18 protein-coding genes are annotated in these 22,702 nt (G+C 72.8%); 7 read left to right on the plus strand and 11 right to left on the minus strand.

Annotation, left to right across the window (positions count from 1 at the left end):
• The first annotated feature begins 11 nt into the window (after nucleotides 1–11).
• Genes ABD332_RS02470 through ABD332_RS02490 form a run of 5 tightly spaced genes read left to right on the plus strand, consistent with a single transcriptional unit; the run spans nucleotide 12 to nucleotide 2,576 of the window.
• Nucleotides 12–839: an alpha/beta hydrolase gene (locus ABD332_RS02470; protein ID WP_344499015.1), complete on the plus strand. Its 828-nt coding sequence runs from the start codon at nucleotides 12–14 to the stop codon at nucleotides 837–839.
• Nucleotides 840–864: 25 nt separating this feature from the next.
• Entirely contained in the window at nucleotides 865–1,272 is a 408-nt protein-coding gene (locus tag ABD332_RS02475) for a hypothetical protein (protein ID WP_344499017.1), read from the plus strand.
• Between the two features lie 53 nt (nucleotides 1,273–1,325).
• Nucleotides 1,326–1,787, plus strand: coding sequence for a hypothetical protein (locus tag ABD332_RS02480; protein WP_344499019.1), 462 nt, complete (start codon nucleotides 1,326–1,328; stop codon nucleotides 1,785–1,787).
• Nucleotides 1,788–1,842: 55 nt separating this feature from the next.
• Nucleotides 1,843–2,079, plus strand: a complete 237-nt coding sequence (locus ABD332_RS02485; RefSeq protein ID WP_344499021.1) for a hypothetical protein — start codon at nucleotides 1,843–1,845, stop codon at nucleotides 2,077–2,079.
• Nucleotides 2,079–2,576: a hypothetical protein gene (locus ABD332_RS02490; protein WP_344500688.1), complete on the plus strand. Its 498-nt coding sequence runs from the start codon at nucleotides 2,079–2,081 to the stop codon at nucleotides 2,574–2,576. The genes ABD332_RS02485 and ABD332_RS02490 overlap by 1 nt, the downstream gene beginning before the upstream one ends.
• A gap of 14 nt (nucleotides 2,577–2,590) precedes the next feature.
• Here ABD332_RS02490 and ABD332_RS02495 read toward each other — a convergent pair whose 3' ends face one another.
• Entirely contained in the window at nucleotides 2,591–4,900 is a 2,310-nt protein-coding gene (locus tag ABD332_RS02495) for a putative bifunctional diguanylate cyclase/phosphodiesterase (protein WP_344499023.1), read from the minus strand.
• Between the two features lie 160 nt (nucleotides 4,901–5,060).
• Here ABD332_RS02495 and ABD332_RS02500 point away from each other — a divergent pair, with 160 nt between their 5' ends.
• A complete protein-coding gene (locus tag ABD332_RS02500) occupies nucleotides 5,061–5,315 on the plus strand; it encodes a YggT family protein (RefSeq protein ID WP_344499025.1) in 255 nt (84 codons plus the stop codon).
• 225 nt (nucleotides 5,316–5,540) lie between these two features.
• On the plus strand, nucleotides 5,541–8,759 hold the full coding sequence (locus ABD332_RS02505; RefSeq protein WP_344499027.1) for a GH92 family glycosyl hydrolase: 3,219 nt from the start codon (nucleotides 5,541–5,543) through the stop codon (nucleotides 8,757–8,759).
• 69 nt (nucleotides 8,760–8,828) lie between these two features.
• Here ABD332_RS02505 and ABD332_RS02510 read toward each other — a convergent pair whose 3' ends face one another.
• From ABD332_RS02510 to ABD332_RS02555, 10 genes are all read right to left on the minus strand, one after another.
• On the minus strand, nucleotides 8,829–11,777 hold the full coding sequence (locus ABD332_RS02510; protein ID WP_344499030.1) for an FtsK/SpoIIIE domain-containing protein: 2,949 nt from the start codon (nucleotides 11,775–11,777) through the stop codon (nucleotides 8,829–8,831).
• Nucleotides 11,774–12,946 (minus strand): VWA domain-containing protein, encoded by a 1,173-nt coding sequence (locus ABD332_RS02515; protein ID WP_344499032.1) that lies wholly within the window; start codon nucleotides 12,944–12,946, stop codon nucleotides 11,774–11,776. Before ABD332_RS02515 ends, ABD332_RS02510 begins: the two co-directional genes overlap by 4 nt.
• A gap of 8 nt (nucleotides 12,947–12,954) precedes the next feature.
• Nucleotides 12,955–13,905, minus strand: coding sequence for an AAA family ATPase (locus ABD332_RS02520; protein ID WP_344499034.1), 951 nt, complete (start codon nucleotides 13,903–13,905; stop codon nucleotides 12,955–12,957).
• Nucleotides 13,906–13,907: 2 nt separating this feature from the next.
• A complete protein-coding gene (locus tag ABD332_RS02525; RefSeq protein WP_344499036.1) occupies nucleotides 13,908–15,026 on the minus strand; it encodes an effector-associated domain EAD1-containing protein in 1,119 nt (372 codons plus the stop codon).
• A 43-nt stretch (nucleotides 15,027–15,069) separates the two neighbouring features.
• The gene (locus ABD332_RS02530) at nucleotides 15,070–16,362 is read right to left on the minus strand and encodes an effector-associated domain EAD1-containing protein (protein ID WP_344499038.1); all 1,293 of its coding nucleotides are present in this window, start codon (nucleotides 16,360–16,362) and stop codon (nucleotides 15,070–15,072) included.
• A gap of 265 nt (nucleotides 16,363–16,627) precedes the next feature.
• The gene (locus ABD332_RS02535) at nucleotides 16,628–17,272 is read right to left on the minus strand and encodes a hypothetical protein (RefSeq protein ID WP_344499040.1); all 645 of its coding nucleotides are present in this window, start codon (nucleotides 17,270–17,272) and stop codon (nucleotides 16,628–16,630) included.
• Between the two features lie 18 nt (nucleotides 17,273–17,290).
• Entirely contained in the window at nucleotides 17,291–19,087 is a 1,797-nt protein-coding gene (locus ABD332_RS02540; RefSeq protein WP_344499042.1) for a GMC oxidoreductase, read from the minus strand.
• 103 nt (nucleotides 19,088–19,190) lie between these two features.
• Nucleotides 19,191–19,838: a response regulator gene (locus ABD332_RS02545; protein ID WP_344499044.1), complete on the minus strand. Its 648-nt coding sequence runs from the start codon at nucleotides 19,836–19,838 to the stop codon at nucleotides 19,191–19,193.
• A 173-nt stretch (nucleotides 19,839–20,011) separates the two neighbouring features.
• A complete protein-coding gene (locus tag ABD332_RS02550) occupies nucleotides 20,012–21,946 on the minus strand; it encodes a sensor histidine kinase (protein ID WP_344499046.1) in 1,935 nt (644 codons plus the stop codon).
• Between the two features lie 12 nt (nucleotides 21,947–21,958).
• Entirely contained in the window at nucleotides 21,959–22,642 is a 684-nt protein-coding gene (locus ABD332_RS02555) for a hypothetical protein (protein ID WP_344499048.1), read from the minus strand.
• Nucleotides 22,643–22,702 lie beyond the last annotated feature (60 nt).

Raw genomic sequence — 22,702 nt, forward strand, 5'->3', positions numbered from 1 at the left:
ATACTGCTGCCGTGGATCATGTGGCGCAGCGGCAGGTGATGGTCGACGCGGTCGGCGAGCAGGTCGGGCCCGGCCGGGCCGTCCGGACCGTGCGGGACCTCGACGCGGACGGGGTGCCCGTCCGGCTCTATCAGGACGGTGACGCGGCGGAGCCGCCGGTGATCGTCTACGCGCACGGCGGCGGCTGGGTCCTCGGCGACCTCACCACGCACGACGGGCTGTGCCGGCTCCTCGCCGCCGAGACCGGCTGGGCGGTGCTCGCCGTGGACTACCGGCGGGCGCCCGAGTCGCCGTTCCCGGCCGCGTTCGAGGACATCGACACCGTCTGCGGGTGGCTGCGGGTGTACGGGCGCCAGCACGGACTGGACCCCACGGCCGTCGCGGTCGCCGGTGACTCCGCCGGCGGGCTGCTCGCGGCGGTCACCGCCCGGCGGGAACGCGACGCCGGCCAGGGGCTGCTGGCGCAGGTGCTGATCTGCCCGGCACTGAGCCCCGCCATGGACTACCCGGACCTCGGCAACGACGGGCTGTGGCCGCAGGAGATGGCCGAGTTCTGGGACCTGTTCTGCCCGCCGGGCGTGGACCGGCACCAGCCGGACCTCGACCCGTTCCTCGCCGACCCGGCCGGCCTGCCGCCGGCGGTCGTCGTCACCGCCGAGCTGGACATCCTGCGCGACGAGGCCGAGCGGTACGCCGCCTTCCTCGCGTCCGCGGGCGTGCCGGTCATCGCCACCCGGTTCCAGGGAACCTTCCACAACTTCCCGAGGAAGCTGGCGCTGACGAAGGACGCCGCGGTCGCCGTCGCCCAGATCGCCGCCGCGCTGCGGGCCCTCACGTAGCGCGCCGCGACCGTACCATCGGCGCGTGCGGCACTGGTGGATCGTCCTGCTGGCCTTCGCGGGCCTGGTCGTGACCGCGCTCTTCTACGGCGGCTCCGCCGGGCCGGCAGAGACGCGGCACCGGCCGACCGCGTACTCGGACCTCGGCCGGGGCGGCGACCCCAACACCATCATGATCCGCTTCGACTGGCCGCACGAGGGCTGGTGCTCCGGCCAGTTCACCATCGCCGCCGCGGAGACGTCGACCGAGGTCCGCGTCGGCGACGTCGTCAGCAGGACGCCACGCGCCGGCGGGGCCTGCGCCGGCCTCGGCTCCGACGGTCAGACGGCCTGGGACTCGCTGACGCTGTCCAAGCCGCTCGGCGACCGCCGGGTGGTCCGCGCCGACGACGGGGCCGCCCTGCCGTACCTCCGCCGGGGCCCACCGGACTGAAGTGGCATGAACGTGCGAGTCGCCCGCGGCGGCGCCGGGCCATGCTCCTCGGTATGGCTTACGCATACCCGCCGCAGCAGGCGTACGCGATGCGCACCACCGCACCCGCCTCGCTGCACGTCGTCGCGATCTTCCAGTACCTCGGCGGCCTCCTCATGCTGGGGATCGCCGCGCTCTTCGCCCTGGCCGCCTCGGAGATGACCAAGCAGCTCGGCGGTCGCCTCGGCACCTACGACGCGTCCGTCACCTCCGCCGTCGCGGTCGTCGTCGCCGTCTTCGCCGGGGTCGGCCTGATCGCCATCATCCTCGGCCGCAAGGTCCAGCGCGGCCGCAACTGGGCCCGGATCCTGCTCACCGTGCTCAACGTCCTGAGCCTCGCCTCGGTCGCGTGGCAGGCCTACTCCACGTCGCTGCTCACCGTGTCGACGATCGTCAGCGCCGCCTTCCCGGCCCTGTTCCTGATCCTGCTCAACACCCGCGCCGCCCGCTCCTGGTGCCACCACCGCACCTACTGAGCGGCAGGCGGCAATTCGCTCGCGGCCCGGGCGCGGCGGGCGGAGCATGTGGTGCTTGAGCAGCGAGTGGTACTACGACAGCCCGTCCACGGTCGCCGGGGCGCTGCAGCGCGGCCTCGGCGGCGACCGGGTCGCGATCGACGGGCTCCGGGAGTACGTCCGGCACGGGGCGGACCGGGTCGACGCGCTGGAGGAGATGGCCACGGCGTGGCCCGCCGAGCTGTGGGACGACCTGCTGCCCGTGGCCGCGGACCGGCTCCGTCCCGCCGCCACGACCCGCCTGGCCGCGTGATGCGGCGGTACGAGTACGTCGGGCCCGCCGAGCTGCGTGACCTGCCACCCGTGGACGTCGCCGGGATCCGGTCCCGCGACGACCTCGCCGCGTGGCTCGCGACCCGCCCGCGCGGGGAGCTCGCCGAGCCGTTCACGTTCGTCGTCGACCTCGGCGGCACGCTCCGGCTCGCCCCGCGGCGCAGCGAGCACGTCGCCTGCGCCGTCGGCCGGCCCGTCCTCGCCGCGGGAGAGATGGGATTCGCCACGGGGGAGCCGGGGTCCGCGGCGGGCTGGCGCGTCGACCGGGTGAGCAACCAGTCCACCGGCTACTGCCCCGACCCGGAATGCTGGCCGGCCGTCGCGGCCGCCCTCGACGCGGCCGGCACGCCCCACCCGGGCGGGTTCACCGACGCCGTGCTCTTCCGCCGCTGTACGAGCTGCGGCCAGCGCAACATCGTGCACGACGGCGACTTCGCCTGCGCCGTCTGCGACGCCCCGCTCCCGGTCGACGGGTGACGCCGCCGGGGCGGTCAGCCGACCGTGGCGGGGTGGGCGGCCCGCACGTGGGCGGCGAGGTCCGCGGCCGGCATGGGGCGGCCGAAGTGGTAGCCCTGCGCGTAGCGGTAGCCGAGCCGGCGCAGCACCCCCGCCTGGGCCTCGGTCTCGACGCCCTCGGCGACGGCGCGCAGGCGCAGGCCGTCGCTGATGCCGATGAGGGCCTCCGCGATCACCGAACGGTCGCCCCGGTCGGTGATGTTGTCGACGAACGACTTGTCGACCTTCAGCAGGTCGACGGGGCAGGTGCGCAGCAGGCCGAGGGACGAGTGGCCGGTGCCGAAGTCGTCGAGGGCGACGTTGACGCCGAGGCGCTTGAGCTGGTGCAGCTCCTCCAGGCCGGACCCGCCGTCGAACACGGCCGTCTCGGTGACCTCGACGGTGAGGTGGCGGGGGTGCAGGCCGACGCTGTGCAGGGTCGCCTGGACCTGCGCGGCGAAGCCGGCCTCGCGCAGCTGCCGCGGTGACACGTTCACCGACACGTACTCCAGCCCGTCGGGGCCGAGCTCGTCGCGCCACCTGGCGGCCTGCCGGCACGCCTCGGTGAGGACCCACTGGCCGACGGGGACGATGAGGCCGGTGCGTTCTGCGGCGGGGATGAACAGGTCGGGGCGCACCATGCCGCGCTCCGGGTGCTGCCACCGCACGAGCGCCTCCACGGCGACGGTGCGGGCGTCCGACAGCCGCACGATCGGCTGGTAGTGCAGGCGCAACTGCCCGGTGTCCAGCGCGACCCGCAGGTCGGCGGCGGTGCGGGCCTGCTCGGCGCTGTGCTGGTCCAGGCACGGCGCATACGTGACGCGCCGCCCCTTGCCCTGCGCCTTCGCCTCGTACATGGCGACGTCCGCGCGCCGCAGCAGCTCCTCCGCGGTCGCGTCGCCGGCGTGCAGGGCCAGGCCGATGCTCGCCTCGACGACGAGGGCGTGGCCGGCGGCGTCGAGTGGGCGGCGCAGCTCGGCCGCCACGGTGTCCAGGACGTGCAGCGCGTGCTGCTCGCCGGCGGTGGGGAAGACCAGCGCGTACTCGTCGCCGCCGAGCCGGGCGACCAGGCCGCCGTCCAGTTGCAGGCACTCCAGCCGCGCCGCGACCGCGGTCAGCAGCGCGTCGCCGACGGCGTGCCCCAGGTCGTCGTTGATGCCCTTGAAGTCGTCCACGTCGACCAGCGCGACCGCGACCGCGTCCTGACCCGCGTCGAGGATCTCGCCGGTGTACTGCATGAGCAGCCGACGGTTCGCCAGCCCGGTGAGTGCGTCGTGGGTCGCCTGCCAGGCGAGGGTCTGCTGGTACTCCTCCAGCTCCCGCAGCCGGCTGTCGAGCGTGTCGACGAGGACGGCGTTGTCGCGCAGCGCCGCCGCCTGCCGGGCCGCGACGAGCAGGACCAGCACGACGGTGCCCAGGGCGACCCCGAGCACGTCGTCGCCACCGGCGGCCGCGTCGGCGAGCAGCAGCACCCCGGTGGCGAAGACCGCCAGGTAGGGCACCAGCGGCCGGCGCTCCCGCCGCACCGCCGCCGGCGGCTCGACCCCGGCCGCCCGCCGCTGCCGGTCCGCGGCCAGGCACAGGATGAAGCAGGTCAGGGGCAGCACGACCGGCGTGCCGTTGAGGTGCGGGCGGTCGGTCAGCAGCGGCGTCAGGGCGCCGCCGGTCGCGCCGCCACCGCCGGCGAGGGCGAGCAGGTAGAGGGCCTTGCGGTCGAGCGGGCCGGTGCCGGTGAACGCCACCTTGATGAACGCGAACACGCACACCGACCCGGTCGCGACGATCGCGATGACGGCCCACGTGCCGCTGGTGTTGCCGCCGGACCACGTCTCCCAGTGCCGGAAGATGAAGTGCCAGGCGAAGGTGATCACCGTGACGAGGACGGTCGCGGTGTCGAGGCCGAAGCGCAGCCACTCGCCCCGGCTGCGGTGGGCGCCCGGGATCCGCAACAGGCCCCACAGCATCACCACCAGGCCCATCAGGTACACCGCCGCGGTGAGGCCACTCACGTGCTGGGGCGCGACCAGGCGCAGGAGCATGTCGACGCCGTTGCTGGCGCCGCCGAGGCCGATGAAGACCATGCCGAGCCCCACGTGCCGCCAGAAGCGGCGAGCGCCGGGCGCCATCCCCTCCGCCGCGCTCGTCGTCCAGCAGGCCCACACCGCGCACCCGACGGCCAGGGGGACCGCGAGCCAGCTCACCAGGGCCGGCGTCGTCCGCGCCAGCCCCACCAGGAACCACGCCTCCGCGACGACCAGCACGACGGCCGCGCCGATCAGCAGACCGGTCGGACGCCAGACCGCCACACCTCTCACACAGGTCGGCATCGGCCGGGTGACCGGGATCATGAACCAAATCTCAGCCGGCGCTCAGCGGATCCACAGATTCGTGACGCACAGTTGGAGGAACGTCCCGCCCGGTCACTGGAGGCATCCGATGGGTCTCGTTCTCGGCATCGTGAGTCTGGTGCTGCTGGTGGTGCAGCTGTTGCTGATAGCGCGCGCCATCCTCGACTGGAGTGTGGTCCTGGCCGGTCCGTCGGCGCAAGGCTCGATCCGCTCGCGGGTGTCCGCGGGCGTGTTCGCGGTCACCGAGCCGATCCTGGCGCCGGTCCGGCGCGTGCTGCCGCCGCTGCGCCTCGGCGGGGTCGGGATCGACCTCGCGTTCATCGTCGTCTTCCTGTCGATCATCGTCCTGCGAGCGGTCATCGGCATGATCTGACTCGCACCGCACGACGCCCGCCCGCCTTCCGGCGCGGCGGGCGTTTTCGTGTCCGTGGATGGGCCGGATCGACGGCCGTAGCAAATGTCAAGTATTGACAGAACTCGGGGCAGCGACCAACCTCTCCAGCAGGAAGCCCGCCAGCTTCCTTCCCTCGGCGATCGGCGCGCCGCGGTCACAGGGACACTCACCGCGGCTGTGCCGTGGCATCCGAACGGAGCGTTTGTGAGAAGACTGCGGTTCAGCGCACTGCTGGTGGCGGTCACCGCGGCGGTCACCACGGCCGTCGCCGGCCTGCCCGCGCCGCCGGCTCAGGCGGCCGTGCCGGCGGACCTGACCACGCTGGTCAACCCGATGATCGGCACCCAGAAGGAGGGCAACACCTTCCCGGGTGCGGCGCTGCCGTTCGGCATGGTGCAGGTCAGCCCGGACACCGGCCACGGCACGGGGTACAACTACGACCACGGCAAGGTGTGGGGCTTCTCCAACACCCACCTGTCCGGCGTCGGCTGCCCCGTGATGGGTGAGGTGCCGCTCATGCCGACGATCGGCGCGGTCAACTCCGCCGACCCCAACGCCTACGGCCAGACGCTCAACCACGCCCAGGAGCAGGCGACCGCCGGCTACTACCGGCTCGCCACCCCCAACGGCGTCACCACCGAGCTGACGGCGACGCTGCGCAGCGGCTGGCAGCGGTACACCTTCCCGTCGAGCACCCAGGCCAACGTGCTGTTCAACACCGCGCAGGCGCGGGGCAGCGGCACCGGCGCGCAGTCGTCGTCGATCTCGATCGTCGGCAGCGACACCGTCGAAGGGTCCGTGACGACCGCCGGGTTCTGCGCCTCGGCGCCCGCGCACACCGTGTACTTCTCGGCCAAGTTCAGCCGGCCGTTCGCCTCCTTCGGCACCTGGTCCGGCACCACGTTCACCGGCGGCAGCCGCGCCTCGTCCGGCAGCGGCGCGAAGGGCGGCTGGGTCCGCTTCGACACCTCGTCCGACCGGGTCGTGACGGCGAAGGTCGGCCTCTCGTACACCGGGATCGCCGGAGCCCAGGCCAACCTCAGCGCCGAGACCAGCGCCGCCGGCTTCAACTTCGACACCATCCGCAACGCCGCGCGCGACACGTGGAACGCGAAGCTGCACAAGGCCGAGGTCGACGGCGGCACGACCGACCGGCAGGTGGCGTTCTACACGTCGCTGTACCACTCGCTGCTGCACCCCAACCTGTCCGGCGACGTCGACGGCTCCTACCGCGGCTTCGACAACGTGGTGCGGACCGCGTCCGGGTTCACGCCCTACCAGACGTTCTCGCTCTGGGACACGTACCGCGCGCAGAACCAGCTCGTCGCGCTGCTCGAGCCGCAGGTCGCCCGGGACTACGGGCTGTCGCTGCTCGCCGTGGACCGCGAGCTCGGCTGGCTGCCGAAGTGGTCCCTCGCCAACACCGAGACCAACACGATGACCGGCGACCCGGTCACCCCGTTCCTCGTCGACCTGTGGGCGCGCGGCCTGCTCGGCGGCTACGAGTCACAGGTGTACGCGGCGCTGCGCAAGAACGCGCTCGGCGTACCCACCAACATCAACGGCCGCAACGGCAACCCGTACTACGCGTCGCTGGGCTACATCCCGACCGGCGTCACGTGCGGCCCGGTGCTGCCGATGGACCACGACTGCAAGTTCCCGAGCTCCGCCACCCTGGAGTACGCGGCCGCCGACTCCTCCCTCGCCATCATGGCGCGCGGCCTCGGCAACACCGCCGACGCCACCATGTTCGAGGCGCGCGGGCAGAACTACCGCAACCTGTTCGACCCGTCGATCGGCTTCTTCCGCCCGCGCAACGCCAACGGCGTGTGGGGCTCCCCGTACTCGCCGACCGACGGCTCGCACACCTTCCACGAGGCGGGCGCCTACCAGTACCAGTGGCTCGTCCCGCAGGACCCCGACGGCCTGGTCTCCCTGCTGGGCGGCAAGACCGCGGCGAACAACCGGCTCGACAGCTTCTTCGCCTACAACAACCTGCTGACCGACCCGTCGGGGACCGCGCACAACACCTGGGTCAACGGCGCCTACGACTACTACAGCTTCACCACGTACAACCCGAACAACGAGCCCGACCTGCTCGCGCCGTACACGTACCTGTGGACCGGGCAGCCGTACAAGACCTCCACGGTGCTGCGGGCCGCCTACACCCTCTTCACCAACGGCCCCAACGGCGTCACCGGCAACGACGACCTCGGCACGATGTCGGCGTGGTACGTGTTCTCGTCGCTGGGCCTGTACCCGCTGATGAACGGCGCCAACTTCTACGGGGTGAGCACGCCGCAGTTCCCGTCGGCGAAGGTGACGATCGGCTCGTACGGCAGCCAGCAGGGCGGGGTCCTGAACATCACCGCCCCGTCGGTCAGCGACAGCAACCGCTACATCGGCACCGCCACCCTGAACGGCACCGGCTTCAGCCGCACCTGGCTGTCGCAGGCGGACATCGCGCACGGCGGCAACCTCGCCTACACGGTGACGGGCACCCCCGGCTCGTGGGGCACCGGCGCCGGCGACACCCCGCCGTCGTCGAACCACACCGCCCTTCCCGCCCCCGCGGTGAACCTGGCGGCCGGCAAGCCCGCCACCGGCTCCACCGCGTGCGCCGCTGACGAGTCCCCGTCGAAGGCCGTCAACAGCAGCGTGACCGGCGGCAACACCGACAAGTTCTGCTCCACGGTCGCCGGCGCCTACCTGCAGGTCGACCTCGGGTCCGCCGCGTCGCTGAACAAGATCGTGGTCAAGCACGCCGGCGCCGGCGCGGAAACGGCCAACCTGAACACCAAGGCGTTCAACCTGCAGCTGTCCACCGACGGCAGCACCTGGTCGACCCCCGTCACCGTCACCAACAACGCCGACCCGGTCACCATCCACCAGTTCGCGTCGACGTCCGCCCGGTACGTCCGGCTCAACGTCACCACCCCGACGCAGACCACCGACGGGGCGACGCGCATCTACGAGCTGGAGGCGTACGGCTCGGCGACCGTCCCGGTGAATCTGGCCCTGAACCGGCCGGCCACGGGCTCCACCGCGTGCGCCGCCACCGAAGGCCCCGAGAAGGCCGTCAACGGCAGCGTCTCCGGCGGCAACACCGACAAGTTCTGCTCCGGCGTCGCAGGCGCCTGGCTGCAGGTCGACCTCGGCTCGGTCCGCGCCCTGACCCGCTTCGAGGTCGCCCACGCCCAGGCCGGCGGCGAGCCCGCCGACTACAACACGAAGGCCTTCACCATCCAGGTCTCCAACGACGGCACCACCTGGAGCACCCCGGTGACGGTCACGAACAACACCGCCGCGAACACCACCCACCCGGTGGCGCTCTCGGCCCGCTACGTCCGCCTCAACACCACCACCCCCACCCAGACCACGGACACCGCAACCCGTATCTACGAGCTGCGCGCGTTCGGCTGAGCCCCCAGGGGCGGGGGAACCGCCCCGGCGTGATCCTGTTCGGGAGACCACGCCGGGGCGCCTCGCTGTTCAGGCGGCGGCGATGACGAACCCGTGCCCGGCGCCGTGCCGTAGCCGCGGGGTCCATGAGTCAGCGGCCACGCCGTGGGCGACCGCGTGTCGAAACGCCTCGAGGGCGGTGATGACGCCGTCGCCGTCGTTGTCCGCCGAGCCGTCGTGGAGCCCGCTGATCAGCGCGTGGGTGAACCTCGGGAGCCCGCCGGGCGGATAGGAACCGACCATCCACGTCCTGGTAACGTCGACGGCGACGCTCAGCAGGTCGGCGAGGCGCATGCCGTCGCTTTCGTCGGTGGTGCAGACGTCGAGGATCGCCAGCTGGCGCCGGGCCCGGCACGCGTCAAGCCGGGTCCGCAGCCACTGGACGCCGACCCCGGCGACCGCGTCCGGCCCGTCGAGGTCACGCAGCACGTGACCGGCCAGATAGAGGACCACCTGATCGGTGTACGTGCGATCGGACAGGAACTCGCCGATCGCCTGGCGGATCCGTTGCGGGTCACGGTCGACCGTGCTGGTCACGGCGAACCCGCCGATCGACGGATCGCCGAGCGCCTCCGACATCGCGGCGAGGTTCTCCCGCATGGCGAAGGTGTCGCCGTACCACTCGTCGTCGGACCCGACGTTGCCGACCACCAACGCGAACCGTCCGCTGCCCAACCGCCGCCGACCGCCGGCCGCCGAGGCGGTCCACTGGATGGCGATGTCGGTGGCGAGCGCGGCGGCATTGTCGCGGTTGTCCGCGCGGTGCTCGCCGATGAGACCGATGACGAAGGGTTTGCCGTCCGGGGCGAGGCCGTAGTCGAGTCGTTCGGCGTGCAGCTCCGCGGCGCGGTCGGCGTCGATGCGGGAGGTCGACGGGTCCGCGAGCTTCGTCTCCATCCTCGTGGTGAACGACTCGATGCCGCCGACGTCCCACGACTCGGCCGACGCCAGGATGTGGAAGCCCTGTGACGGGTGGTGCGAGGCAGCCGCCAGCGTGAGCAGCTCAGCCAGGGCGGGCGGGCCCCACCGGTTCATCACCAGGAAGAGCCGGCGCGTGCTGCGGTGCCGTTCGATGAACCACAACGCGGCACGCAGCGCTTCGCTTCGGGCTTGCGGGTCGTCCTCGTCGTCGACGGCGAGCCCGACGTGCGGCAGTGCGAAGAGCGGGGCCAGGCCGCCGCCGTGGTCGAGGAGGAGGACCTGCACCTCGTCCGGGGTGTTCGTCAGAGCGAGGGACAGCACCAGCGAGACCAGGACGTCGACGCGCCCGGTGTACGGCATGCCGACGATCGCCACGTTGCCGGTCGTGAGGTCGAGCTCCAGCGGCTCGTAGCCGGTGCCGTCCTTGCGGGCCACGCTGCCGGCGATGCCGGCGGCCTTGCCCCAGAGGGCCTGGGAGCCGGCGGTGAGGCCGCGGCCCTCGACGACGCGGCGGGGGCCGAGTAGGTCCAGCAGCGCCGGCTGCGCGGACGGGGCCGGCGCGGCGATCCAGGGTCTCGGGCCGGCGAGTCCGGACATCCGTGCGACCAGCCATTCGGCGACGGTGTCGCGCCTCGGAGGGGCGAGCGGCAGGAACGTCACGGCGCCCCGGAACTGTTGCGGCTCGCTGGAGCGAGTCGTGAAGGTGCCGAATCCGGGCAGCGCGTTCGGTTCGAGTCGCATCTCGAACCCCAGATGCTCCGGCAACCCGGGCGACCGGAAGTCGTGGGATCCGTCCGTCAGCAGGACGTGGAGACCGGCGTCGTCGGCGTTGAAGAGCCGGCCGACAAGACTGTCCGGGTGTGGTGGGAGGTTCAGGTATTTATCGATGACGATGACCAGCTTCGGCCGGTTCGCGGGCATGTGCAGGCGGCGGTCCAGTTCGCGGCCGATGTCGTCGGCGAGCCGTCCGGCGCTGATCGGGGTGAGCGGGCCGGGGATGACGCCGACGGTGTGTGGCAGGTCCTTCAGGCCGGCGAACGTCCGTGCGCCGGACGCGCCGACGAGGAGCAGCTCCAGCTCGTGCGGCGGGTGGGCCGCGGCGAGCGCGAGGACGATCGTGCGCAGCAGCTGGCGTCGGCCGGTGTAGGCGGGAGCGATGATCCACCCGTGCGGGCCGTGCCGCTCCAGGTCGAGCGTGACTGGCCTGCCGGCGTTGTCGACGCCGAACGGGACTGGGACGAGGCGGCCGTCCAGGTGTTCGTCCCACATCGGGAACGCGCCGAGGAGGTCGGTCAGCGGGACCGGTGCGTCCTCCAGATCCGCGTCCGAGGACTCAGGGCCAGCCAGGCGGTCCAGCAGCGCCAGGGCCGACGCCGCCGCGTCCGAGCGCACGAAACCGAGTGCGTTGCGGATGGCGTCGAGGTCGGCGCCGGGGAGTTGGCCCAGTTCGGCCAGGCGCTGGACCGCCGCATTGGACGGCAGGAGGGCGATCGCCTCGTCCATCTCCGTGTCGAGGCGCAGGGCCGGGTCCGGCTGGCGGTCGAGGCGGCCCCGCATCGCGACGAACCAGTCCTTCGACAGGCCGGCCTCGGTGCGGGAGTCGGCGGCGGCGTCGTCCAGCCACCGCAGCGCTGCCGGCGGGTCGATGATGCCGATGGCGGTGAGCCGCTGCGCCTGCTCCAGGAACGGGTGGGCGCCCCAGACGCCGGGGCGGTCGCAGTACCGTTCGAGCAGCAGCGCCACCTGCACGGCGCGGTCCGGGCCGTAGGTGGTGCGCAGGCTGATGAGCAGGTGGCGACGCAGGTCGTCGTCGATCTCGTACAGGTCGCCGCCGAGCTCCTTGAACAGCGGCGACGTCAGCAGCGCGGCCTCCACCGACCACGGCAGGTCGTGCGGCGGGTCGACGAAGAAGTTGATCCGCAGCAGGTTGAGCAGGGTCGGGTCGACGGCGACGGGGACGGCGGCGTGGCAGGCCAGCTCGATGGCTCCCGGCGGGAGGGCCGCGCGGGCCTCGGCGAGCCTGGCGGCCGCCGTCGACACCCGGTCGAAGACGGTCACAGCGGACGCTCCAGCGGGACGGGGTGGCCGCGTAACGCGTCGACGGCGCTGTACATGCCGGCGCGGGTCAGCGGGTACATCGGCACGTGCCGGGCGATCTGGCCGGCGGTCGTGCCGGGCCAGCGGTCGGAGGCGACGGGGTTGAGCCAGGCGAGGCGGGCACCGCGACGCAGCACCGACAGGGCGAAGGCCACGGTGTCGAACAGCCGGGTCGTGACGAACGCGCCGCGCAGCGCCCCGGCGTCGCTGATCGCGGCGACCACCGTGGCGGGCGTGACGCCGGAGAGCAGGTCGGCGACGGGCCATGAGGTGAGCATCTCGGGGTCGCGGTACACCCGGCCGGTGTTCAGCGGCGGGACGCGGTCGAGGATCGGGTCGAGGTCCGCGGCGAGCGTGCCCGGCAGCGACGCCAAGGCACTGCGGTCGCGGCTGCGGCCGGGGGTGTTGCGGAAGTAGGCGACGGTGATGTCGTCGAGGCGCCCGGCGCGCACGACGGAGCCGACGACGTGGTCGACGAACCCGTGGTAGGGCGCCATGGAGCCGTCGCGGTCGACGAGCAGCAGCAGCCGGGCCGCGTTGACCCGGCGGGGCACCAGGACCGGGCCTTCGGCGAGGCCGGTGCGGGCGAAGCGGTCGACGGTCGCGTCGACGTCGACCTCGGTCAGCGGGCCGCGGCGGACGGGGCGCCGCAGCCGCCGCCAGATCTGCGCGACGTCCCGCTCGGCGACCGGGTACTGCGGCCGGACGACGAGGAACGGCGACGTCATGCCGGAGTGGGGCGGCTCGGCCGGGCCGGCGTGGCGCGGCGGTACCACGACGGTCAGCTCCTCCTCGACCTGCTCGGGAGCGGGTGCCGCGGTGGGAGCATCGATGCCCGGTGCGGTCTGTGCGGCCCGCTCACCGAGGGCGACGTCGGCCGGCTTGGACGGGGAAGGGGTGTCGGCGGTGGGCCAGTCCGGCAGCCGTACCAGATGCATCGTGGCGTTGATCAGCTCCGCGTCGCGGGGTGACTTGGCCCAGAGCGTGACGCACAGGGCCCGCAGCTTCGCGGGGGAGTCGAGGCCGTGCCCGGCGGCGAGGGCGGTCCGCAGGGCGGCGCAGTCGTCGACGCCGAGCGGCAGGCCACGCCGGCGCAGCCGGGTGACGAGATCCCGGACGAACGACGGCATCGGGGCGGTCACGGTGCGCTGAGCCGTTCCCTGGCCTTGAGCTGGTCGTCGCGCTGTTTGATCAGCGCGCCGCCGTTGGGCAGCGTGTGCAGCCTGGCGGGGTCGGCGTCGTCGGCCTGCAGGCAGTCGGCCCAGTCGAGCAGCTCGCTGAGGCCGGGCGCGCGGTTGAGGCCCATGCCCCGCAGGCGGCGTACCACCTCGATCGCGTTGTGCCGCAGGCTTTGGCTGCGGATGCCGTGCATCTGCAGGATCGCGTCGAGGCTGTCGTCGGGGAACTCCACGAAGTGGAAGACGCAGCGGCGCAGGAAGGCGCCCGGCAGCTGCTTCTCCTCGTTGTTCGTGACGATGATGATCGGGCGCAGGTCCGCGCGGTCCGGTGGGACCAGGTGCCGGGCGCCGGGGACCTCGTCGATGTCGAAACGCAGCTCGTCGAGCTCGCGGAGCAGGTCGTTGGGGAAGTCGAGGTCGGCCTTGTCGATCTCGTCGATGAGCAGCACACAGCGGCGGCCGTAGGAGGCCCGCACGATGGCCCGGCCGAGGGCGCCGAAGCGCACGTAGGCCGCCTGGTCCGGCAGGGGCGCGCCGCCGACGCCGCCGAGCTGTGCGTCGGAGAGCCGACGGACGGCGTCGAAGATGTACAGCAGGTCCCGGCCGCGACTGGTCGACTTGATGTGCGCCTGCTCCAGCGGCAGCCCGAGCCGGTACGCGACGGCGTGCGCCAGCCGGGTCTTGCCGACGCCCGGGTCGCCCTGCAGCAGCAGCGGCCGGCCGAGGGTGATCGCGACGTTGACCGCCTCGCAGAGCTGAGGTGTCAGCAGATACGGCTCCGGACGCATCTGCCGCACCGGCGGATCCTGTTCGGCGATCGGGTGGACCTCGACGTCCTCGATGTCCTGCACCTCCGGTGCCGGCCGGTCGGCCCTGAGGCGCATCGAGGTGTCGACGGTGTGGACGTACAACGTCAGCTCACCTTCTCCAGCCAGTGCCGGAATCGTTGCGGGTGCGGATCCTTGCGCAGCGCGCCGATGCTCTTGTCGAGCGCGCCGTAGGTGAGCAGGACGTCGAGGACCCCCGCGACGGTCGCCTCCTGTTCGACGTAGCGGCTCCACGGCGCGAGGAGCTGGCGGTCCCATCGCATCTCCATCAGGGCGTCGGAGACCCACGCCGAGACGTCCTCGTTGCCGAACACCGGCTCGGCCAGGTCGATGACGCCGTCGAGGCACAGGGGTCCGGGTGCGCCGGTGAGGATCAGCACGAACCACTGGTCGAGCTGGGGGCAGTTGTCGCGGACCCCCTGCCAGAAGTCGCGGACCACGGCCAGCGGCGCGTGATCGACGCGGACCGACCAGATCCGGCCGCCGTCGTCCGGGTCCGGCAGTTGCTGCAGGACCTGCTTGACCCGCAGATCCGGCTGCGCGAACTCGGGCAGCAGCGTCAATGTGCCGACGTGTTCGGCCTCGCCGAGAAGGTGCTGCAGCCAGGTGCTGAACTTGCTGACCAGGATGTCCTCGCGCGAGGCCAGGCTGATGGCGTGCAGTCCCGGCGGCTGGCGGACGACCCGGTGCACGACCGTCTTCCTGATCGCCTCCAGGTCGAAGTAGGTGGAGTCCAGGACGCGGACGTTCGGCGGCACCGCCAGACTGGACGCGACCTCGGCGGACCGGCCGTGCTGTTCGGCGAACCGCTTGACGAGGGCGTTGCCCGCCCGATCCTCGATCACGGCGTCGACGAGCGCGTCCAGCCAGCCCTCGGCCTTCGCCTGCCGCAGCAGCCGGAACACGACCGCGTCGAGCCCGACGTCACCGACGATCGCCGCCAGGTCGTGTCCGGCGTAGTACACCACCATTTCGACCTGAGACCAGCTGGTGTACGCGTCACGCATCGCGGCGGCGAACTGCAGGACCTGCGGGCGTTCGATGCCGCACCTCCTCAGAACGCGGCGAGGGCCGGCGGCAGGGCGCGCCGGCCGGTCAACGGACTGGAGATGCGGCACCACCTTCGATCGACTGGCCGGAGCGACTGTCACTGTACGACAACGCTGCGTGTGCCAGATCCCCCCAACCGGTCGACACAGTGACATGTCGTCCCGCCGGCGGCCGTACAAGCGGATCGCCCTCCGACCGTCACCCGTCGTCGAACGCGAACGCCCGGGCGGCGGCCACCTGATCGGCGCGGCGCTTCACCAGCATGCCGAGCGACGGCAACAACGGCAGGTTGGCCGGGCGGACGCCGACGGTTTGCTGGTAGGCGACCCAGTCGAGCAGCTCGCTGAGGCCGGGCTTGCGCTCGAGGTTCATCGCCCGCAGGCGGAGGAACACGCGGATCGCGTGCCATCGCAGGTCCGGGTCGTCGATGCCGTGCAGGGCGAGGATCTGGTCGAGCGTCGCCGGGTCGTCCGGCGGCTCGACGATATGGGTCACGCAGCGGCGCAGGAAGCCGCTCGGGAGTGCCCGCTCCTCGTTGTTCGTGATGATCACGATCGGGCGGAGGTCAGGCCGGTCGGCCGGCACCCCGTACGACTCGCCCGGCGCCTCGGCGATCTCGAAGCGCAGGTTCTCGAGGACGCGTAGGAGCTCGCTGGGGAAGTCGGGGCCCGAGCGGTCGATCTCGTCGATGAGGAGCACGGACCGGCGGCCGTGCATGGCCCGGACGATCGTGCGGCCCAGCGGACCGAACTGGACGTAGGCGTGCGGAGGTGCGAGGTGACCCGTCTGGGCGTCGGCGAGGCGGCGGACGGCGTCGAACTCGTACAGCAGGTCGCGGCCGCGGGTGCCGAAGTCGACGGGGATCTGCTCCAGCGGAAGTCCGAACTCGTACGCGACGGCGTGGGCCAGGCGGGTCTTCCCGACGCCGGGCTCGCCCTGCAGCAGCAGCGGCCGACCGATGGCGATCGCCGCGTTGACGACCTCAGCCAGTGCCGGAGACATCAGATACGGCTCACGGTGGACGACCACCATCGGTGGGTCCGTCGCGGCAACAGGTCCTGCCCCGGCGGCCTCGATCTCCCGCTGCGGCGGCTGCGGCCCGTCGCCGACGGCTGTCCGGGTGGCGAGGTGGCGCGTTGTCCGCCGGGCCGGTTCGGGCGGGCGGACGTGCGGCACCGCGGCCGGCGGTGCGGGCACCGGGATCACCGGCATGGCCGGCATGGCCGGCACGGCAGGCACGGCAGGCCTGTGCGCGGCCGCGAACTGCTTGACCAAGCGGTTGCCGGGCCGGTCGGCGATGACGGCGTCGATCAGCTCGTCCAGCCAGCCCTCGGCCGCGGCGGCGCGGATCATCTCGAAGATCACGTCCTGCAGACCCTGGTCGCCGACGATGGCGGGCAGGTTCCTCTCCATGACGAAGTACACCATCTGGTCCAGGTCGGACCGTTTCGTGTACGCGTCGCACATGGCCGCCATGAGCTGCCGCTGCATCGCGCGCTCCGGGTCGATGTGGCACCACCTGCCGCACGGTGAGGCCCGGCGGCGGCACCGCCGGATCGCGTCGATCGGGATCGGAAGTGCCTGCCACTGTACGACATCTGTCCGTCCGGCGGCTCCTCCGTGTCGGGAGTGGGGCGTCACCGCCACGCTTCCGCCGCCATCGACGCGTACTTGCTCGCGGCCGACGGCGCGGTTCGGCTCCGGCGCGCGGGCAGCGGCGACGTCGACGTGCTGCCCGCCGCCGACGTGGTCCGGCTCAAGCCGGTGACGGCGTGCCGGGCAGCTCCAGTTCGTAGTGGTCGCCGACGCGGTGGAAGCCCAGGCGGCCGTAGTACGGGGCGAGCATGCCGGGTGGGGTGCGGACGCGGTGGAAGCCGCGGGCGGTGAGCAGGCCGCTGCTGCGGAAGACGAACTCGCCGGGGCTGAGGTCGCGGAAGCGTTTCGTGACGTAGTCGAGCTCGATCTGGGCGACGCCCTCGGCGTCGGGGCCGTCGGCGGGGCGCAGGAAGAGGACGCCGACGACCTCGTCGGCGCGGGTGATGAGGAAGGCGGCGCGGTCGGGGTTGTCGTCGAACCGGAACGACGGGTTGAACTTCGCCAGGTCCGCCCAGTGCACGCGCAGGACGTGGGCGAGGAACGTGTCGTCGGTGCCGACCTGCACGACGGTGTAGGTGGCCTCGTCGTGGCGGGTCCGCAGCATCTTGTACAGGTGGTAGGTGTTGATGGCCGTCATCGCCGCGTTGAGGCCGACCATCGGCCAGACACTCAACGCGGCGTTGTAGACGACGAGGACGACGGACCCGATCAGGTTGAGCACCCGCAGGCGCAGGAGACGGGCCTGGGACAGCGACCAGACGAGCACCGCCGAGCCGGCCCAGCCGAGGTAGTCGAGCCAGTCCACCGGTGCAGGATAGATGGTTCAGGACATGGTGTACGGCGTGTGCCGCTGTTCGAGGGAGCCGTAAGGGTCGCGGGAGCGGTTCTTCGCCGCGTCGGTGCGCAGGTCGGCGAGGTGCTGGGCGAGCGCGACCATCGTCATCGTCGGGTTCCACGACCCGCCGCGCGGCCACAGCGACCCGCCGGTGACGTAGACGTTGTCGACGCCGCGCGGGCGGTAGTCCAGGCCGACGGGGGCGTCGTCGTGCTCGCCGATCCACATCGTGGAGCCCTCATGGACCAGGGCTGGGACCCGGATCTGGTCGGTCGGCGGGCGGTGCGGCAGCCAGCGGCCGTGCCGGCCGTCGGGGTCGACGTGCCAGTACTCGACCCGCTCGGCGCCCTTCGGGGACAGGACCTCCTCCAGCATCGCGAACGTCGCCGTGTCCATGGTGTCCCAGGTGGCGCCGTCCCGGTCGTTCTGCACGACCTGCAGCAGCACGTTGGTGGTGGGGTCCTCGGCGTCGGGCCCGTCGGGGTGGCGGTGCAGCCAGTTGTCGGGGTTGTCGGCGTCGAGCTCGCCGAGGACCGCGCACACGAAGACCACGTGGTCGGTCGACGTGCGCAGCTGCTCCGGGGTGGCGGTCGCGACGACGTCCGGCATGTGGCGGGCCGCGGTCTGCGCGTTGGCCTGCGGGTCGCGGTCGGCGAGGACGGTGAGCTGCACGTGGAACTGGCCGTGGCTGCCCTCGTCGAGGCCGGCGAGGTAGATGGCGCCGAGCTCCAGGTCGGCGATCTCGCCGTGGAACGGGTAGTCCTGGCGCGGCACCCGGGCGACGACGGCGCTGATGAAGTGCGCGGTGAACCGCTCTCCGGCGTGCCGCAGCTGCGGGAACGAGTTGAGCATCAACGTCGTCGGCGGCAGCGTGCCCATGGCGAGGACCACGTCGGCGTCGCCGACGGTGATCATGCCGCGGCTGGTGTCGAGCGCGGTCGCCCGGCCGTCCTGTGACACGATCCGCCGCACGGTGCAGTCGGTGAGGATGTGCAGCGGGCTGCCGTGCCCCTCGACGGCGAGCCGGCGCTGCCGGTCGACGAGGCCGAGCAGCGGGCCGGGCGTGGCGAACTTGTCGAAGTCCAGGCCGTGCAGCTGCGGCGCGCCGACCGCCAGGGGCGCGGGCATGACCCGGGTCGCGGCCGGGATCCGGTGCAGGTCCTCGGCGAGGCGGTCGGTGAGCCGGTGCTGCAGCGCGCCGAAGACGGGGCGGAAGCCGGGCGGCGGGGCCGTCGGGCCGCTGTCGATGTCGCCGGCGGACACGACGTTGAGCAGCCGCTCCGCGGAGCGGAAGTACTCGTGTGCGACGTCGATGACCGGCCGTGGCCAGCCGGCCATCTCCGCCTCCGTCGGCCGTGGGCACCATGCGCTCCACATGATGGACCGGCCGCCGACGAACGGCACCATGCCGTGCTGCCAGCGGATGTGCTTGCCGTTGACGGTCCGCGACGAGAGCGTCCAGGGAAACGTCTCCGACAGCCCGCCGAGGGTCTGCTCGTACGGCAGCGGCAGGTTCTGGAAGTGTTCGGCGAGGAAGAACGTCCCGCGCTCCAGCATCAGGATCCTGGCCTCGGGGCGGCGCTGCAGGACCTGTTCGGCGAACGCCAGCCCGCAGTGCCCGGTGCCGATGACGATGTGGTCGAAGCGTTCCTGTGCGCGGATGCGTTCCCAGTCGCCGGCGCCGACGAAGAAGACGTTGTCCATCACGTCCTGGCCGGTCGGCCGCTGCGGGCCGGGGGACGGGTAGCCGTAGTTGGCGTTCGGGGTCGATGCTGCGGTGTGCATGGCTTCGATGACCTCCGTGATGGTGGGGTGAGGTCCAAACCAAGGGAGGGGGCCGGCACCAGCGAGCCTACCGGCGCCACCGGCCGCGGATCTTGGGAATCGATCAGCCCAGCCCGGCCTCGCGGGCCAGGTCGATGGCCTGGGCGCGGTCCGCGACCTGCAGCTTCGCGAAGATGTTGGAGACGTGGTTGCGGACCGTCTTCTGGCTCAGCCCGAGCCGCTGCGCGATCTGCGGGTTCGTCAGGTGCTGCGCGACGAACGCGAGGATCTCGTGCTCCCGCGCGGTCAGCCCGGGGATGGCCGGGGTGGGCGGGTCCCGGTCGACGTTGGCGAAGTAGCCCATCAGCCGGGTCGCGATCGCCGGGCCGAAGATCGCCTCGCCGTCGGCGACCACCTTCACCGCACGGATGATCTCCAACCGTCTGGCGCCCTTCAGCACGTACCCGCGAGCCCCGGCACGCAGCGCGGCGAACACCGAGTCGTCGTCGTCGGCCATGCTCAGCACCAGTACGCGCACGTGCGGGCTGGCCTCCAGGATGCGCTGGGTCGCGGCGATCCCGCCCATGCCGGGCATCGCGAGGTCGAGCAGCACGACGTCCGGCTGCGCGCGGGCGAGCGCGGTGAGGGCCTCCTCGCCGCTGGCCGCCTCGCCGCAGACCTCGACCTCGCCGGTGGTGGCGAGCAACGCCCGCAGCCCCGCCCGGAACTGCGCGTGGTCGTCGACGATCAGCACCCGGACGGACTCGCTCACGCCGTCACCTCCGCTGCGCTCCGGCGCCGGCCTGAGCCAATGCTGCAATGCTGGTTCGCAGCCCTCCGCTGCGCTCCGGCCCGCTCACGCCGTCACCTCCGCTGCGCTCCGGCGCCGGCCTGAGCTCCAACCTGTCATGCTGGTTCGCAGCCCTCCGCTGCGCTCCGGGCCGCTCACGCGATGCCTCCGATCGGCAGGGTGGCGGTGACGGTGGTGCCGTCGTCGGTGGCCGTCACGTCGAGGGTGCCGCCGAGCTCGTCGGCGCGTTCGCGCATCGAATGCATGCCCACCCCCGCCCCGCTGGTCATGAACCGGCCGTCGTCGGTGACCGACAACCACAGCCGGTCGCCGTCCACCCGCAACGCTAGCCGGACCGTGGTCGCGCCGGCGTGGCGGCGGGCGTTGTTGAGCGCCTCGACCGCGATCAGGTACGCCGCGACCTCCACCGCGGCGGGCAGCGCCGGCAGGTCGTCGGCGGTGTCCACGCCGGCCCGCGGCCCGCCGGGCGGCCAGCCGGCGAGGTGGCCGACGAGCGCGCCGCGCAGCCCGAGCGTGTCCAGGGCCGGCGGGCGCAGGCCCTCCACGAGCCGGCGCACGTCGGCCATGGCGGTCTCCGCGTCCCGGACGATCTCCTCCAGGAGGCGCTCCGCCGCGTCCGGGCCGACCGCGAGGGCGGTCTCCGCCCGCATCGTGAGCCCGGCGAGGGTGGGGCCGAGGCCGTCGTGCAGGTCGCGGCGCAGCCGGCGGCGCTCCTCCTCCCGCGCCTGGACGAGCTGTTCGCGGGAGCGCTGCAGGTCGGCGGCGAACCGGCCGGCCTGCACGGCCGGCCCGATGTGCCTGGCCACGTCCGTGAGCAGCCGCAGGTCGCGGGGGCCGAGCGCCGGCTCGCCGGGCCGCGGGCCGATGAGCAGCGTGCCGACGGTGACGCCGCCGGCGACGAGCGGCAGCTCGACGGGCTCCGCCGGTCGGGTCCCGATCTCGTAGGAGCGCCCTCCGTCGGCGTCGATGCGGATGTACGACAGCTGCAACGCCTCCCGGACCGTCGCGGTGCTCGTCGCCAGGACGGCCAGGGGGTCCTGGGTCTGTGCGAGCCGTTCACCGAGCCTGGCGAGCACCGTGTAGGGGTCGTCGCGCTCGCCGTACACCAGCAGATTCACCCGGCGTTGCACCCAGGTGCGGGCCGTGCCGAAGACCAGGGCGGCGGCGACCGCGGCCACCACGGACGAGGCGCCCAGGGAGCCGACGATGACGAGGTACGCGCAGCTGACGCCGCCGGTCAGCACGACGAACACGGCGGTGCGGCTGATCAGCAGGTCGATGTCGAAGAGCCGGTGCCGCAGCACGGCGACGCCGATCCCGGCGGGGACGAGCGCGAGGGAGACGCTGCCGGCGAGGTCCCACCACACGTTTCCGGCCGGCCAGATCTTGTCCCGGTGGCTGTCGGTGAGCCCGGCGACGAGCCGGCCGACGACGACGAGCGCGACGAGGCCGATCGAGTACGCCAGCCAGCGGGCCTGGGCGCGCCTGGCTCCCGTCGCGGTGACGGCCTCGGCGACGACCCCGGCCGCGCCGGCGACGAACAGCAGGCCCGCCGCCACGGTGAACACGGACTCTACGACCGGGGCGACGCCGCCGAACCCGGCCACGCCCAGGGGGTTGGGCAGGCCGTCGGGCCCGACCTGGTCGTTGTGCCCCGGCTTCAGCGCGCCGGTGACCGCGGCGGCGGCGGCGAGGGCGGTGACCGTCCACAGTGCCCGGCGCATCCACCGGCCGGGGCGGCCGTCGGGGAAGAACGCGGGCACCGCGGCCAGGGCGAGGTTCGCGGGCGCCCACAGCCAGGTCTGCGGCCACGCCGCCGCGGTCGCGCCCGGCAGGCCGCGGATCGCGTACTGGCCGAACGCCTCCAGGAACACGAAGCACGCGGCGCCGAGCAGCAGCAGCCGGCCCAACGGGTTGGCCGGCCGCTGCCGCAGGACGAGGCCGCCGGCGACCGTACAGGCGGAGACGGCGAACAGATGGCTGACGCCGGCGAGCGGGGCGCCGTTGGCCATCGCCAGCCACACCGCCGCGCCCGCGACGGCGAGGGTGGCCCAGGCTGCACGGTGCATCGCCTACCGACCTTAACGAGCTTTCCGGAGCCCGAACCCCAGGCCTGCGACGAGGACCCACAGCGCGCCGGGGAACAGCGACGCGTACTGCACCGGGAACGCCTGCGTCGCGGCCACGAGCAGCGCGAGGACGGCGCTGGCACCCGCCAGCCACCTGCTGGCCGAGCCGTGCCGGAACCCGCCGACGGCGACCGCGGCGGCGGCGAGCCCGGCGCCCGCCCACAGCCAGCCGATCGTGTTGTAGACCTCGACCAGCGCGGCGATCGTGTCGGGGTCCCAGCGGTCGGGTTCGCCGAGCGCCCAGTACAGCTCGGTGCAGATGCCGCCGCCGATGAACGCGGCCACGGCGACGAGCCCCACCCCGGCGGCCGCGATCCCGGGCACGAGGCTGCCGGCGGGCTCCTGCACGGCGAGGTGCCGGCGCAGCCCGGCCGCGAACACGATCAGGCTCACGGCGGCGATCACGCTGCTCACCTGGTACACCCAGACGAGGTCGCGGTGCGCGACGATCGCCGCGACGAGCTGCGCGTTGTCCTTGATGCCGTCGCCGACGTCGGCGGTCAGATTCGCGCCGAGGAAGATGCCGACGGCGCCGGCGAGCCCGCCGATGGCGCCGGTGAGCGCCCAGCCCCGGCGGGGCGCGGTGTATGTCTGTACGGCCGCCGCGGAGCGGTCCGGCACGGTTGAGTTCGTCATGCCAGTGAGCGTGCCGGTCCGGTGTCCCGGGCCGCATGGGTCAGCTGATCCCACCCACCC

This window comes from Dactylosporangium maewongense (assembly GCF_039531485.1).
GTDB lineage: Bacteria > Actinomycetota > Actinomycetes > Mycobacteriales > Micromonosporaceae > Dactylosporangium > Dactylosporangium maewongense.

Excerpts from the sequence above, each read along its gene's own strand:
- ABD332_RS02515 (WP_344499032.1), bottom strand. The coding sequence starts at position 12,946 with ATGCCGTCGTTCGTCCGGGATCTCGTCACCCGGCTGCGCCGGCGTGGC.
- ABD332_RS02540 (WP_344499042.1), bottom strand. The coding sequence starts at position 19,087 with ATGCACACCGCAGCATCGACCCCGAACGCCAACTACGGCTACCCGTCC.
- ABD332_RS02490 (WP_344500688.1), top strand. The coding sequence starts at position 2,079 with ATGCGGCGGTACGAGTACGTCGGGCCCGCCGAGCTGCGTGACCTGCCA.
- ABD332_RS02555 (WP_344499048.1), bottom strand. The coding sequence starts at position 22,642 with ATGACGAACTCAACCGTGCCGGACCGCTCCGCGGCGGCCGTACAGACA.
- ABD332_RS02530 (WP_344499038.1), bottom strand. The coding sequence starts at position 16,362 with ATGCAGCGGCAGCTCATGGCGGCCATGTGCGACGCGTACACGAAACGG.
- ABD332_RS02480 (WP_344499019.1), top strand. The coding sequence starts at position 1,326 with ATGGCTTACGCATACCCGCCGCAGCAGGCGTACGCGATGCGCACCACC.
- ABD332_RS02525 (WP_344499036.1), bottom strand. The coding sequence starts at position 15,026 with ATGTCACTGTGTCGACCGGTTGGGGGGATCTGGCACACGCAGCGTTGT.
- ABD332_RS02550 (WP_344499046.1), bottom strand. The coding sequence starts at position 21,946 with ATGCACCGTGCAGCCTGGGCCACCCTCGCCGTCGCGGGCGCGGCGGTG.